13 protein-coding genes and 1 pseudogene are annotated in these 14,290 nt (G+C 69.9%); 10 read left to right on the forward strand and 4 right to left on the reverse strand.

Features of this window, described 5'->3' with window-relative positions; translation table 11 throughout:
- Positions 1 to 216: 216 nt before the first annotated feature.
- Positions 217 to 494, forward strand: a pseudogene (locus tag ACIHCQ_RS07605) (IS5/IS1182 family transposase); the annotation flags it as partial.
- Positions 495 to 798: 304 nt separating this feature from the next.
- On the opposite strand, the gene ACIHCQ_RS07610 reads toward ACIHCQ_RS07605, so the two are convergent.
- The 4 genes from ACIHCQ_RS07610 to ACIHCQ_RS07625 form a co-directional block, all read right to left on the reverse strand.
- On the reverse strand, positions 799 to 1,578 hold the full coding sequence (locus tag ACIHCQ_RS07610) for an SDR family NAD(P)-dependent oxidoreductase (RefSeq protein WP_399658846.1): 780 nt from the start codon (positions 1,576 to 1,578) through the stop codon (positions 799 to 801).
- The gene (hisD, locus tag ACIHCQ_RS07615; RefSeq protein ID WP_399658847.1) at positions 1,575 to 2,882 is read right to left on the reverse strand and encodes a histidinol dehydrogenase; all 1,308 of its coding nucleotides are present in this window, start codon (positions 2,880 to 2,882) and stop codon (positions 1,575 to 1,577) included. Before hisD ends, ACIHCQ_RS07610 begins: the two co-directional genes overlap by 4 nt.
- Before the next feature lie 71 nt (positions 2,883 to 2,953).
- Complete coding sequence (locus ACIHCQ_RS07620) at positions 2,954 to 3,907, reverse strand: VOC family protein (RefSeq protein WP_399658848.1); 954 nt, start codon at positions 3,905 to 3,907, stop codon at positions 2,954 to 2,956.
- Positions 3,904 to 4,881, reverse strand: coding sequence for a fumarylacetoacetate hydrolase family protein (locus tag ACIHCQ_RS07625; RefSeq protein ID WP_399658849.1), 978 nt, complete (start codon positions 4,879 to 4,881; stop codon positions 3,904 to 3,906). Before ACIHCQ_RS07625 ends, ACIHCQ_RS07620 begins: the two co-directional genes overlap by 4 nt.
- A 330-nt stretch (positions 4,882 to 5,211) precedes the next feature.
- Here ACIHCQ_RS07625 and ACIHCQ_RS07630 point away from each other — a divergent pair, with 330 nt between their 5' ends.
- The 9 genes from ACIHCQ_RS07630 (at position 5,212) to ACIHCQ_RS07670 (ending at position 14,290) form a co-directional block, all read left to right on the forward strand.
- Positions 5,212 to 5,517 (forward strand): antibiotic biosynthesis monooxygenase family protein, encoded by a 306-nt coding sequence (locus tag ACIHCQ_RS07630; RefSeq protein ID WP_399658850.1) that lies wholly within the window; start codon positions 5,212 to 5,214, stop codon positions 5,515 to 5,517.
- Positions 5,518 to 5,564: 47 nt separating this feature from the next.
- Positions 5,565 to 6,689 carry an FAD-dependent monooxygenase gene (locus ACIHCQ_RS07635; RefSeq protein ID WP_399658852.1) on the forward strand — a complete coding sequence of 375 codons (1,125 nt, stop codon included), beginning with the start codon at positions 5,565 to 5,567 and terminating at the stop codon, positions 6,687 to 6,689.
- Complete coding sequence (locus tag ACIHCQ_RS07640; RefSeq protein ID WP_399658854.1) at positions 6,686 to 7,708, forward strand: amidohydrolase family protein; 1,023 nt, start codon at positions 6,686 to 6,688, stop codon at positions 7,706 to 7,708. Before ACIHCQ_RS07635 ends, ACIHCQ_RS07640 begins: the two co-directional genes overlap by 4 nt.
- 18 nt (positions 7,709 to 7,726) lie before the next feature.
- Positions 7,727 to 8,683 carry a fumarylacetoacetate hydrolase family protein gene (locus tag ACIHCQ_RS07645; RefSeq protein WP_077004375.1) on the forward strand — a complete coding sequence of 319 codons (957 nt, stop codon included), beginning with the start codon at positions 7,727 to 7,729 and terminating at the stop codon, positions 8,681 to 8,683.
- 224 nt (positions 8,684 to 8,907) lie between these two features.
- A complete protein-coding gene (locus ACIHCQ_RS07650; RefSeq protein WP_399658857.1) occupies positions 8,908 to 9,936 on the forward strand; it encodes a LysR family transcriptional regulator in 1,029 nt (342 codons plus the stop codon).
- A 66-nt stretch (positions 9,937 to 10,002) separates the two neighbouring features.
- Positions 10,003 to 10,785 (forward strand): SDR family NAD(P)-dependent oxidoreductase, encoded by a 783-nt coding sequence (locus ACIHCQ_RS07655; protein ID WP_399658858.1) that lies wholly within the window; start codon positions 10,003 to 10,005, stop codon positions 10,783 to 10,785.
- Positions 10,786 to 10,903: 118 nt separating this feature from the next.
- Positions 10,904 to 11,419, forward strand: coding sequence for a cupin domain-containing protein (locus ACIHCQ_RS07660; protein WP_399658859.1), 516 nt, complete (start codon positions 10,904 to 10,906; stop codon positions 11,417 to 11,419).
- A gap of 166 nt (positions 11,420 to 11,585) precedes the next feature.
- A complete protein-coding gene (locus ACIHCQ_RS07665; protein WP_399658860.1) occupies positions 11,586 to 12,752 on the forward strand; it encodes a substrate-binding domain-containing protein in 1,167 nt (388 codons plus the stop codon).
- Entirely contained in the window at positions 12,749 to 14,290 is a 1,542-nt protein-coding gene (locus ACIHCQ_RS07670) for a sugar ABC transporter ATP-binding protein (RefSeq protein ID WP_399658861.1), read from the forward strand. The genes ACIHCQ_RS07665 and ACIHCQ_RS07670 overlap by 4 nt, the downstream gene beginning before the upstream one ends.

Below are 14,290 nucleotides of genomic sequence, written 5' to 3' on the forward strand. Positions count from 1 at the left end.
CAGTCGGTCTTGGGCCAGGCCCGGTGAGCCCAGGGTCGAGTACGACCCGGAGCGGACCACGCTGACCGAACGCCGACGCGCGAAGGTGACCGAGCTGAAGGATCTGGACCGCCAAGAAGCCAAGCAACTGGGGCTGGAGTGGATCAGTGAGCGCACGCTGAAACGTAGTGCGAGTCCACGATACTCCTCCTGGCGATCCGCGTCCGCCTGCCGGTCGGCCGGCCTCGTACCCGGCCGGGCGCGGTCGCCGCGGACAAAGCGTACTCGTCCCGCGCCAACCGCGCCCACCTGCGCAAACGCCGCATCAAGGCTGTTATCCCGGAGAAGAAGGACCAGGTCGCCAACCGTAAGAACAAGGGCGACTGATCAACCGGCTCAGAGACTGGCGCGGCATCGCCACACGCTTCGACAAGACGCCCGAGAGCTACCTCGCCGGCCTCGAACTCCGCGCCTCGATGATCTGGCTCGGAGATCTCCTGCAAGCAGCCGATTGATCACGACATCACACAGACCCTAATTCCTGATAGGCCCTCACCTGAGGCCCGCACGACGGAGGGGTGCCCGCCAGCTCGGGAAGGGGGCTCGAATGGTGGTGGGGCAATGCGCGCGTCGTGAGGTAGGCCGACGCCGGTCAGACCTGGGTGTGGAGGGGGCCCGACTTGCAGGTGATCGCGTCGGTGAGTGCCTGGGGCAGGTCGAAGGGGTGGCCGGTGGTCTCGGCGTAGGCGCGCGGTGCAGGTTGAGGACGATGCGTTCCGCGTCGGGCAGGACTACGTACGTCGGGGCCGGAGCCGTGGGTCACGAGGGGGCGATCATGCCGGCGGAGAGGTCGATGTCCGCGCCGCAGAGTCCGGGCATGGCGAGCATCGCCACCAGGGCCTTCGCCACCTCGTCCTCCTCCACCAATCTGCCCAGGGCGGCCCGGGAGGCGAACGCCCGCTCGGCCTCTTCCGGTGTGCTGCCCGTCAGTTCGGCCTCCAGCCGGAAGTTGCGGTCCATGCGCGGGCCGCGCACCGGGCCGGGGGAGAGGGAGTTGACGGCGACACCGTGGGGTCCGACCTCAGCGGCGAGGGTGCGGGTCAGGCCCAGCAGGGCCATCTTGGAGGCGGTGTAGGGGGTGCGGTTGAGGAGGGGGCGTTTGCCGCTGACCGAGGCGATGTTGACGATGTCACCGCGGCCGGCCCCGATCATCGAGGGAAGGAAGGCCCGGCACATCAGGTAGACGCCGCGTACGTTCGCGGAGAAAACCCCGTCCCACTCGTCGGGTTCGACCTCGGTGAGAGGCTTCACCGGGCCCGCGACGCCCGCGTTGTTGACCAGGAGGGAGATGTCCTCCTCGGCGAGCGTGTCCGTGAGTGCCGTGACCGATGCCGGGTCCGACACGTCGCACACCGCGGTGCGGGCCGTGCCACCCTCCATGGCCACACGGCGAGCCGCACCGGAGAGGGCCTGCGCGTTGCGGCCGACGAGGATCACCCGGGCCCCGGCCTGTGCGAGCGCGAGGGAGAAGGCCCGCCCGAGCGGGCCCCCTCCGCCGGTGACCAGTGCCGTACGGTCCCGCAGGGGCCGGGTGGTCATGCCCGCACCGCCCAGGGCAGTTCGTCTCCCGCGACCTTGGCGGCCCGTACGTCGCCGGACCGGGCGTGTCCCTCGAACAGCTCGATCCGGGCGGCCCGGCCGCAGAGCCGGCCCAGCAGGGCCTGCGACTCGGTGTCCGTGACCTCCTGGTAGGTCACCGTCTTGAGGTACTTGCCGACCCACAGACCGCCGGTGTAGCGGGCGGCGCCGCGCGTGGGCAGCACGTGGTTGGTGCCGATGACTTTGTCGCCGAAGGACACGCAGGTGCCCTCGCCGAGGAACAGCGCACCGTACTGGGTCATTCGCTCCAGTGCCTCGCGCGGGTCGGCGGTGAGCACCTCCACGTGCTCGTACGCGAACTCGTCGGCCAGCGTGTACAGCTCGTCCACGGAGTCCACCACGATCACCTGGCCGTGGTCCCGCCACGCCGGCTCCGCGAAGTCCTTCGTCGGCATGCCGGGCAGCAGCCGCTCCACCTCGGCGATGGTCCGCTCGCCCACCTCGCGGGAGGTGGTGATCAGCACGGCGGGGGAGTCGGGGCCGTGCTCGGCCTGGGAGAGCAGGTCGACGGCGCAGATGAACGGGTCGGCATCAGCGTCGGCCAGCACCAGGATCTCGGTGGGGCCGGCGAACAGGTCGATGCCGATCTCGCCGAACAACTGCCGCTTGGCCTCGGCGACGTACGCGTTGCCCGGCCCGGCGATCAGGTCCACCGGTCGCATGGTGTCGGTACCGGCGGCCATCGCGGCGACGGCCTGGACACCGCCGAGCAGCCAGATCTCGTCGGCGCCCGCAAGGTGCGCGGCGGCGACGGTCGCGGCGGGGACCTCGCCGCGGATCGGCGGGGTGCAGGCGACGACCCGGGGCACGCCCGCGACCTTCGCCGTGACGATGGTCATGTGGGCGGAGGCGGTCAGCGGGTAGCGGCCCCCGGGGATGTAGGCGCCCGCGGCCTGGACGGGGATGTGCTTCTGACCGAGCTTCACGCCGGGCAGGGTCTCCACCTCGAACTCGCCCAGGGAGTCGAGTTGGTGGCGGGCGAACGTGCGCACCCGCTCCTGCACGAAGCGGATGTCCTCGATGACCTGGGCGGGCACCGAGGAGACGATCTCCTCGATCTGCTCCGGTGACAGCCGGAAGGACTCCGGGCTCCATCCGTCGAACTTCTCGGAGTACTCGCGCACCGCCGTGTCGCCGCGTTCGCGGATGTCCGCGATGACGTCGGTGACCGTGGCGCGCACGGCGTTCAGGTCGACGGCGACCTGTTCCTCGGAAACGGCGGTCTTCAGAAATGTCTTCGCCACGGTGGTGCCTTTCTCGGATGCTTCGGGGGGCGTTTGGCCAGAGGGGGCGGCGGGTGCTGATCACATCCCGGTCACACGGGCGGGGCCTCGAACAGCACGTCAGGGTCGTTGAACTGTTCCTTGGCCACCGACTCGCTCATCGGGTCGGCGGTGCCCCACTGGTCCTGCGTCTGCGGATCGTCCACGTCGTGCCGTCCGGGGTGCCACAGGTCCTCCTCCAGGACGGCGAGTTCCGTGGTGTACTCGACGGTGTTGCCGTGCGGGTCGTGGAAGTAGGCGAAGGTGTTGTCGCCCGCCAGGTGGCGGCCGGGCCCCCAGGTCAGCCGTGTCCCGGCGCGCAGCGCCCGTCCGGTGCCGCGCATGTACTCCTCCACTCCGCGCATCTCGAACGACGCGTGGTGCAGGGAGACATGGGGGCCGCGCGCGATGGCGAAGGAGTGGTGCAGCGGGTTGCACCGCATGAAGTACATGAGGTCACCCATGTGCTGCGAGAAGAGGGTGTCGGAGAGCCGGAAGCCCAGGTGCCGCGCGTAGAAGTCCCGAAGTCCCGCCGGATCGGTGGAGTTCACCACGCAGTGCGAGAGCCGGACCGGGACCGCCTCCCTCTCTTCGATCTTGCGGTGGACCCTGTTCTCCACGTCCGCGGAGACCTCGACGACCCTGCCGTCGGGGTCGAAAAACCGAAAGCCGTAGCCGCCTCCCGGAGTGTCCATGGCGCCCGGTTCGCTGACCAGCGGGACGTCCGCGGTGCCCAGCCGTGCGGCCAGCTCGTCGACATCGGCCACCGAGGCGGCGCCGAAGGCGACCAGATCCATGCGCTTGCGCTGGTCCTTGCGGATGCGGACGACGTACTGCTCGGGGCTGCCCTCGGCCGCGAAGAACGCGATGCCGCTGTCGTTGGCGATCTCGGTCAGTCCCCACACCTCGGAGTAGAAGGTGCGCTGCTGGTCGAAGTCGGGCACGGCCAGGTCGAAGTGACGCAGATGTGTGATGGGCTGGAAGGCGTCGGAAGAGGTCGAGGTCATCGGATGCTCCTGACGGTGTTGCGCTGGTGCCCGAGGCCGGTGATTTCGGCCTCCATGACGTCGCCGGGCGCCAGGAACACGTTCCAGTGGGCGCCATTGCCGGCCGGCGAGCCGGTGAGCAGCAGGTCTCCCGGGCGCAGGGTGCTGGTGGTCGAGGCGTAGGCGATGAGCCGGGGGATGTCGAAGATCATGTCCTTCGTCGACTCGTCCTGGCGTACGACTCCGTTGTGGCGCAGGGTGATCCGGAAGTCGGACGAGTCGCCGACGAAGCCGGCCGGCACCAGGAACGGCCCGGTCGGCAGGAAGGTGTCGGCGTTCTTGGCGGTGAACCAGTCGGTGCCGATGGCCTTCAGATCCGGGCGGTAGAGCCGGTCACGGGTCGTGATGTCGTTGCAGATGGTGTATCCGGCGACATACGACCACGCGTCCTCCGGGGCGATGTTCCGCCCTTCACGGCCGATGACAAGCGCGAGCTCCAGCTCCCAGTCGTGTTGCTCGCCGAGTTCCGGCAGCACCACCTCGTCGTAGGGGCCGCACATCGCGCGCGGCGAGCCGAGGAAGATGTACGGCACGCCGTTGCGGGCGCGTTCGTCCATCATCTTCTCGGCGTCGGCCCGCGCCTCGTCCGGGGTGGCCCCGTGCATGCTCTCCTTCTCGGCCGCGACCAGATCCACCACGTGACGCCGGTAGTTGGCACCCGACTGGAGGATCTGGCCGGGCTCGATCGGGGCGTGCACGCGCAGGTCGGCCAGGTCGTGGCAGGCGCCGTCCGGTGTCTGCGGTTCCTCGGCGAGAGCGGCCAGCCGCGGCAGCACCCCGTCCCAGTCCTCGACCAGCGCACGCACCGACGCCGCCACGTGCGACAGATCGCGCACCCGGGTGGCGGTGACCAGTCCCGGGAACGGATCGCCGTCATCGCGGCTGAAGGTGCCGAGCGCGAACGGCCCGGCGTGCAGGGGTAGACGATCAGGCACGAGCGACTCCTCGTCCATGGGTGACAGGGGAAGTGACAGGAAACGGGATGCGGACAGGGCATCCACTGGGAACGCTAGGCATCAGCGAGGGCCCGGCGGAAATGGTCATCGGCGATGCCAGCCATCACGTTCGGCCACTACTGCCCGTCACCCCAGATCGCGCATGGTTCCCGGCTGGTCCATCGCCGTAGGGGATGGATGACGTGCTGATTCGCGATGCCCGAATCCGTTGACCGCGCGGTAGCCGCTCACGGAGGGTCATGCAACGCAGACCCGACGGCGGGCGTTGGGTGTGCTGGACCGTCGCACCCGGAACGTCAGGAGAATCTGGTGATCGTCGAGCACGCGGAGCTGACCGTGTCGGCCGGCCAGGAGCAGCAGTTCGAGGCGGTCTTCGTCGAGGGACGCAAGGTTCTGGCCGAGGCCGACGGCTTCCGCTGGGCCGAGTTGCTGCGCTGCGAGGAGCGGCCGCAGACCTACCTGTTGCTCGTCGGCTGGGACAGCGTCGAGGCGCACACCGTCGGTTTCCGCAGCTCCGAGCGGTTCCAGCGCTGGCGTTCCCTGGTGGGCCCGTACTTCGACAAGGCCCCGGTCGTCGAGCACTACCACGAACTCGGGGACCGCTTCACCGGCTGACGGACCGGCCTTCCCCTACCTCTCATCTCACACGGCAAGGAATGCCCATGGCAGTGGACAAGGTGCTCGTCGTCGGCGGCGGCATCACCGGAAGCGTGTTGTCGCTCGCGCTGACGCAGCGAGGCGTCGACGTCGACCTGGTCGAGATCTCACCTCGGTGGTTCGGTGTCGGCCACGGCATCACCCTCCAGGGCAACGCGCTGAAGGCGCTGCGCTCGGTGGGCGTCCTGGACAAGGTGCTCGCCCGGGCGGTGCCCTACGACGGTCTGCGACTGCGCCAGGCGGACGGCGAGCTGATCACCGATCTTGCGGTCGCCCACACCGGCGGACCCGACCTTCCCTCGACGGCCGGCGCGCTCCGCTCCGACCTCCAGAACGCCCTGTGCGACGCGGTGTACGCCCAAGGGGTGCACGCCCGGCTGGGCCTCACCGTCGAGCGGTTGGAACAGTCGACCGGCTGTATGGACGTGACCTTCACCGACGGCACCACGGGGAGCTACGACCTGGTCGTCGGCGCGGACGGCATCAAGTCGCACATGCGCTCCCTGATCGGCATCACCGTCGAGCCGCGCCCGGTCGGCATGTCCATCTTCCGGGTGGTCGCCGACCGCCCGGCCCAGCTGGACTGCCACGAGGTCTACTACGGCGGCCCCCGCTACAAGGCCGGCTACAGCCCCATCTCCCCGGACAAGTGCTATGCCTACCTGCTGGACGAGAACCTGGACGCCTCTCTGGTGGGTCCGTCCGCCCCGGTGTCCCTGCTGCGTGAACGCGGCGAGGGATACGGCGGCACCTGGGGCAGGCTCATCGCCGCGCTGCCCGACGACACGGCGGTCGACTACCGCTGGATCGAGACCGTGATGATCGACGAACCGTGGTACCGGGGGCGGACGATCGTGATCGGTGACGCGGCGCACGCGTGCCCGCCCCTGGTCGCGCAGGGAGCGGCGATGTGCGCCGAGGACGCGGTGGTCCTCGCGGAGCTGCTCGTCGGTGACGACCCGGTCGAGGTCGCGCTCAAGGCGTTCATGGCACGGCGGATGCCCCGTGTGCGGATGGTGCTGGAGAACTCCCTGAAGCTGGCCGAGTGGGAGATCGACCCGGAGACGCCGGGGGCCCACCCGGCCCGGCTGATGACCGAGACCCTCGACGCGCTGCGGGCCCCGGCATGATCACGCCTGTCGTGGACTTCCACGGTCACTTGGCCGTCCCCGCGGCGGACGAGCTGTGCGCCGGTACGGAGGGACTCGCGGCCGAGTTCGCAGCCGAGCAGCGGGCGCACGCGCCCGAGTCGCTGGCGGCCAACCGCGCCCAGTTGTCCCGGCTGCGGCCCAAGCTGACCGGCGTACGGGCAAGGCTGGCGGACCTCGACGCGATGGGCGTCGACATCCAGGTGGTCGGGCCGATGCCCATGCACCACTACTGGGCCGGCGAGGACCTCGCGCAGCGCCTGGCCCGTACGACCAATGAGGCGGTCGCCGCGCACTGCGCGCAGGCTCCGGAGCGGCTGTGCGGCCTGGGCACCGTGCCGCTGCAGCACCCGCACCTCGCGGTGGAGCTGCTTCAGGAGGCGGTCACCGGACTTGGGCTGTACGGGATCAGCGTCTCCACCTCCGTCGACGGCCGCGAGCTGGCCGACCCTGACCACGACCCGGTGTGGGCCAAGGCCGAGGCGCTGGGTGCGGTGGTGTTCGTCCACCCGTGGGGCTGTTCCCTCGGAGAACGGCTCGCCGTCCACTACCTCGGCAACACCGTCGGCCAGCCCGTGGAGACCACCGTCGCGCTGTCCCGGCTGATCTTCGGCGGCACACTCGACCGCTTCCCGGGGCTGAAGCTGGTCGCCGCGCACGGCGGCGGCTACCTGCCCACGTACATCGGACGGTCCGACCACGCATGGCAGGTACGCCAGGACGCGCGGGGCTGCGCCCACCCGCCGAGCACCTACCTGCGGCGCATGTGGTTCGACGCCCTGGTCTACACGCCCCGGGGACTGCGCCACCTGGTCGAGGAGGCCGGGGCAGACCGTGTCGTTCTCGGCACCGACCATCCCTTCGACATGGGCGTCGAGGACCCGGTGGCGCGCCTGGACGCCGCGGGGCTGGACCCGGGGGCCCGGGCCGCGATCGCCGGCGGCAACGCCATGGACCTGCTGGGGACGGTCCGGCGGGCACCCACCCCCACCCACCACTGAGCACGGGAGAGACACACGATGCGTTTCGCGACATACGAGCACGAAGGCGCCGAGCGCGCGGGTGTCGTCCGGGATGGGGTGATCCACCCGCTGCCGGACGGCACCACGGTGCTCTCGCTCCTGGAGAACGGGACGTTGCGGGAGGCGGGCGAGCGGGCCCTGGCCGGGGACGGCGGTCCCCGGGTCGAGGACGTCCGGTTGCTGCCTCCGCTGAAGCCGCCGTCGATCCGTGACTTCGTGGGCTTCGAGGCGCACATCGAGGGCGTCTCGAAGGCCCTGGACGGTCTGGAGCACATCCCAGAGGAGTGGTACAGGGCACCGAACTTCTACTTCACCAACCCGCACGCCGCCTACGGCGCCCACGACGAGGTGCCGGTCCCGGCCGGGTGCTCGGTCCTCGACTGCGAGCTGGAGGTGGCCGCCGTGATCGGCCGGCCCGGGCGGGACCTCACGCCCGAGCAGGCCGGGGACCACATCGTCGGCTACCTGGTGTTCAACGACTGGTCCGCCCGTGACCTGCAGAAACCGGAGAAGAACCTCGGGCTGGGTTTCTCCAAGGGCAAGGACTTCGCCAACACCCTCGGCCCGTTCCTGGTGACCGCGGACGAGGTGGAGGACCGCAGGGACCCCGACGGGTTCCTCGACCTGGAGATGACCGTCACCGTCAACGGCGACCTCATCGGCCGTGACACCCTCGCCAACTGCTCGTGGACCTTCGAGGAGATGATCGCCTACGCCAGCCGCGACACCTGGGTGCGCCCGGGAGACCTGCTGGGCTCGGGCACCTGTGGCTGGGGCGCCCTGGCGGAGCACTGGGGCCGCAACGGCGAGCGGACCCCGCCCCCGCTCACCCCGGGTGACGTGGTGACGCTGACCGTGGAACGGCTCGGCAGCGTGTCCAACCGGATCGTGCCGGGCCGCCAGGACGTCTACCTGCCCCGGGCCCGCAGGCGCGGGCGTACCCCGCGGCCCTGAGCGCGGGAACCGTAGAACCGCACGTCCACGGGCTGCTGCGGCGGACCGCACCAGCACCACGGGTGGCGTCGCGACTGTCATCCGTGGCACCGATGGCTGGTATGGATCTCGATGACGGCCGCACGCCACCCCTTCCTTGCCTGATTGCTCCCGGTTAAGCTCACCGCCCTGGTTAATCCCGCGTTTCGGCGCTCGTTCGGTGACATTGCCGGAAGGGGACTCGGATGGGGCTCGGAACGATCGACCTCAACCTGCTGGTGGCGCTCGAAGCGCTGTTGCAGCAGAAGAACGTCACCCGGGCGGGTGAACGTCTGAACACCAGCCAGTCCGCGATGAGCGGCTCGCTGGCGCGGCTGCGCCGACACTTCGACGACGACCTGCTGGTGCGGGTGGGCCGGGAGTACGAGCTGACGCCGCTCGCGGAGCGCCTCCTGCCCGTCGTACAGGCGTCCCTGCAGAAGGCCGAGGAGGCCCTGTCCCTGACTCGTCGGTTCCATCCAGCCACCAGCGACCAACGGTTCTCCGCCGTCATGTCCGACTACATGATGACGGTGATGGTGGAGCCGCTCCTGCGGGTCATCGGGCAGGAAGCGCCGGGCGTGCGCATCGACTTCCACCCCACGCCCGGACAGCTGGCGAGCGAGACGCATCTGGCCTGCCACGACCTGCTGATCGCGCCGCTCGGCTACGGGGTGCCCGGGGTCAACGAGGCTGTGCTGCGCGACCGGTTCGTGTGCATCGTCGACCCGGACAACCCACGGCTGGTGGACGGACGGCTGAGCCTTCGGGACCTGGCGGAGATGCCGCACGCCGCGGCCGGATTCGCCAAGAGCCCCACCCCGTCGGACCGTCAGCTGGAGGTGCTCGGGATCACCCCGAGGATCCAGGTCAGCACCCCGGGTTTCAGTGTCCTGCCGTTCGTGGTGAGTGGCACCGATCTGGTGGCGATGGTGCCGGAGCGGCTGGCCCGCCGGTACGCAGGCTTCGCGCACTGTGCCGTCGTACCGGCGCCGTTCCCCGACGAGCTGCCGCTGGTCGAGGCAATGTACTGGCATCACAAGCGCCATACGGACCCCGGGCACACATGGCTGCGCGGCGTGGTCCGTCGCGTCGGCGCGGAACTGGCCGAACCCGGCATGCCGGCTCCCGCCGCCGGGGCATCGACGAGCGGCGCTGCCGCCGTTCAAGCCATGGCGGCTCCGGATGCCAGCCATCGGCAACAACCGTTTCCGCATCTCGTCTCCGCTTCCTAGCGTGAGTCCCGTGCCGGGTACGGCCGAGTGCCCGGACGGGACACAGGCGGGAAACAGGAGGAAGCCGTGAGTCGAAGGCGTCTGGAAGGCCGAAGCGTTGTCGTCACCGGTGCCGCCCGGGGCCAGGGTGCCGCCGAGGCAGAGGCCGCGGCCCGCGAGGGCGCCACCGTCTTCGCCACCGACGTCCTCGGCGAGGACGGCGAGGCCCTCGCCGCCTCCCTGACCGCCCAGGGCCTGGACGTCAGCTACCGGCACCTCGACGTCTCCTCACCCGACGACTGGGCCGCTCTCGCCGACTGGCTGGAGGCACTCGGCCGTCCCCTGCACGGCCTGGTCAACAACGCCGGCGTGCCGGTACGCGCGCGGCTCGGCGAGGTCGACGTCGCCGACTGGAACAGGGCCTTCGCGGTCAACACCACCGGCGCCCTGCTGGGCATGCAGGCCATGGCCCCACTGATGCGCGAAGGCGGCTCGATCGTCAACGTCGGTTCGGTCGCCGGCCTCGTCGCCCACCACGCGGTCGCCTACACCGCCAGCAAGTGGGCACTGCGCGGACTGTCGAAGGTCGCGGCGCTGGAGCTGGCTCCCCGGGGGATCCGTACGAACATCATCCACCCCGGATACATCGACACACCGATCATGGCCAACGCCAACCCCGTGTTCGTGAAGGCGCATCTGTCGATGACGCCCATGAACCGGGCCGGGGTCCCCGAGGAGGTGGCACCGCTGGTGGTGTACCTCCTCTCCGATGAGTCGGCGTACGTCAACGGCGCCGAGATCACCGTCGACGGGGGATTCTCGGCACACGGCGGCACCAAGGCGTTCACCGACGCGCTCGACTCCGTATAGAGCCCTCCGCATTTTTTGGCTTTGAGGCCCTGCGGTGTTTTCCGCACTGCAGGGCGGGCCGCACTGTGCCCTTTTCCGGCACACCTTGATTCATTCGTCACGCTGAAAGGTGGGCTGTATGAGCTGGACGTCTCGCCGGGTCGTCACCGGTCACGACGACAACGGAAAATCGGTGTTCCTCTCGGACGGACCGCCGCCCGTGGTGCGGACCGCACCGGACGGCGCGGTCTTCCACGAGCTGTGGAACACCCGCGGAACGCCGGCCCTCATAGACCCTGACGAACCGGAGCCGACGCAGATCTCCCTGACCGTGCCGCCCGACCCGAACGGGACGAAGATCAGGATCAACGAGTTCCCGCCGGGTGCCGTGTCACCGATGCACCGTACGCAGACCGTCGACTACGGCATCGTGCTGCAGGGCGAGGTCGTCCTGGTGCTCGACGACACGGAGACCGTGCTGCGGCCAGGGGACGTGGTCGTACAGCGGGGCACCGATCACCGCTGGGAGAACCGCTCCGGAGCAGTCGCCCGGATGGCGTTCGTACTTGTCGACGGCGAATTCTCCGACCGGCTCACTAAGCGGCTTCCCGAGGGAGTCATGGAAAGCCTGCTGACGGATCCCAATCACCCCTGATATCGCTGCCGAAGTGGCCGCGGATCAGCAGGATCAAACGCATCGTGCTCCGCGATGACACTCATGCGGATTGGCAATTTCCCTCGCAGTCGCCTGCTGTGTTCAATTCCAGCCATCACCGACTCCGGAATGGCGACGTTTCCGCCAGCGCTCCCCAAGGAGAATCGTGTCCGAACAAAGGCGTTCACTCCGCAGACTCGCCCTGCCCCTGATCGTCGCGGCGGTCACCGCCGTCACCGCCGCCTGCGGCGCCTCCGAAAGCACCTCGGCCGGCGGATCCTCCGACTCCGGGACCTCCAAGGAGGCGCGCGCCGCCCTGGAGACGGCCTTCAAGGGCGCCACCGGCGACTTGCCGGAGGTCACCGCGAAGCCGAAGGCAGGGGTGAACCTGTGGGTCATCTCCTGCGGCCAGCAGCAGCCCGGATGTGTGGAGCCCAGCGTGGCCGCCATGGCGGCCGGCAAGGCCGCAGGCTGGAAGACCAAGCTCTGTGACGGCAAGCTCAACCCCGGCGGCTGGGGGGCGTGCATCCGGCAGGCGATCAGCGCCAAGGCCGACGTGATCGTGCCCGTGGGCGTCGACTGCCCGGCCGTCCAGGGCCCCCTCGGCGAGGCCAAGAAGGCCAAAATCATCACCATCGGCAACGGCGGCATGGACTGCGACGTAGCCGGCGGCAAGAAGCTGTACTCCGCGGTCACCACCCCCCTCAAGAGCATGACCCTCGCGGACTACCGCGCTCGGATGGGCGCGTTCCAGGCCGACTACGTCATCGGCAAGACCAACGGCAAGGCGAAGGTGCTCCTGGTCAACTTCACCGACCCGATCTGGGGCCCGATGATCACCAAGGGCTTCCGTGACGAGCTCAAGAAGTGCTCCGGCTGCGAGGTCGTCAAGCAGCTCGACGTCGGCCTCCAGGACCTCGTCAACAACACGCTCGGCTCCAAGTTCTCCTCCGCCCTCCTCGGGGCGCCGACCGTGAACGCGGTCGCCTTCCCGATCGACGGCTGGCTGCAGGCGGGTATTGGCCAGGCCATATCGTCCTCCGGACGGAGTGCCCGGCTCACGGTGGTCGGCAACTTCGGCAACGCGGCCAACGCCGACGTCATCCGCAGCGACGGCGCGCAGGACGGCGACGTCGGCTACTCCTCGAAGCAGCTGTCGTGGGCCGCCATCGACGACGCCGTCCGGCTGCTGGCGGGCCAGAAGCCCGCAGAGTCGGCGGGCGTCGGCCTCGTCGGCATCGACGCCGACCACAACCTGCCCAAGAAGGGCAGCTCCTACGAGCCGCCCGTCGACTACGTCAAGCACTACACCACCGGGTGGGGCACACAGTGAGCCGCCCGCCCGGCACGGCACTGCGGATCACCGGGCTGACGAAGCAGTTCGCGGGTACGACCGTGCTCCACGGCACGGACCTCCGGGTCCGTGCCGGCACGGTCCACGCGCTGCTCGGCGGCAACGGCTCCGGCAAGTCCACCACCATCAAGATCCTCGCCGGCGCACACAGCGCCGACGGCGGCACGATCGAGGTAGGCGGGCAGAGCTGGGAGGCCCGGCACTTCTCGGCCGCCACCGCACAGGCGGCCGGGCTCCGCTTCGTCCACCAGGACCTCGGGGTCTTCGACGACCTCACCGTGGCGGAGAACATCGCGCTCGCCTCCGGCTGGCCCACCCGGGCGGGCGCCCGGATCAGCTGGCGGGCACTGCACGACCGGGTCACCACACTGCTGGAGCGGTTCGAGATCGACGCCGACCCCCGCGCCCCGCTCGGCACACTGCGTCCTGCCGCCCGCACCATGGTCGCCATCGCACGGGCACTGCAGGAGACAGACCGGGACGACCTCATCCTGGTCCTCGACGAACCCACCGCGAGCCTGCCCGAGCACGAGGCGAGCTTCCTTCTGGAGTCCGTACGCCGGCGTGCCGACCAGGGGCAGACGGTGATCCTCGTCAGCCACCGCCTCAGCGAGGTCATCGCCGTCACCGACGACTACACCGTGCTGCGGGACGGCCGGGTCGCCGGCACCCTCGTGGACCACCGCCCCACGGAGTCCGACCTGGTGGAGCTCATCGCCGGGCGCGCACTGGACGAGGCCGTGCGTCCGACCGCGAGCACGAGCCGGCCCCGCCCGGTGCTCACCGTCACCGACCTGACCGGCGGCCCACTCAGTGGCGTCGACCTCAAGGTCGGCGCAGGTGAGATCGTCGGCGTCGCGGGCCTGCTCGGCTCCGGCCGCACCTCGCTGCTGCGCACCCTCTTCGGCGCCCATCGGCCGACCGGCGGCACCATCGAACTCGACGGCGCCAGGGTGTCCTTCACCGGCCCCGGCGATGCGATGCGCGCCCGCGTCGCCTACGTCCCTGAAGACCGCGGCGCTGACGCCGCGTTCCCGGACCTCCCGCTGCGGGCCAACCTGTCGATGTCGGTGCTGAGCCACTACTGGCGGCGCTGGCGCCTGGACCACGGGGCCGAACGCAGCGACAGCCAGGACCTCGTGAGCCGCTACGGCGTGAAGGCACCTTCCGTCGAGGCGGCGTTCAGCACCCTGTCCGGCGGCAACCAGCAGAAGGCCGTACTGGGCCGCTGGCTGCGCCGCGACCCCCAGCTGCTGCTCCTCGACGAGCCCACCCAGGGCGTGGACGTGATGTCCCGCGCCGACATCTACACGGTGGTCCGCCGCACCGCTGCCACTGGGTGCGCGGTCCTGGTCGCCTCCTCCGACCTGGAGGAACTGGCAGCCCTGTGCGACCGGGTCCTCGTGCTGCACCAAGGCCGCGTCGTCACCGAGGCCGACGGCGAAGGGCTCAGTGCCGACCGCCTCGTCCACCTCGTCCAGCGTTCACCGTCCCTCACCTCCGGAGCCAGGACATGA

Source organism: Streptomyces sp. NPDC052236 (assembly GCF_044548015.1).
In the GTDB taxonomy this organism is placed as follows: Bacteria; Actinomycetota; Actinomycetes; order Streptomycetales; family Streptomycetaceae; genus Streptomyces.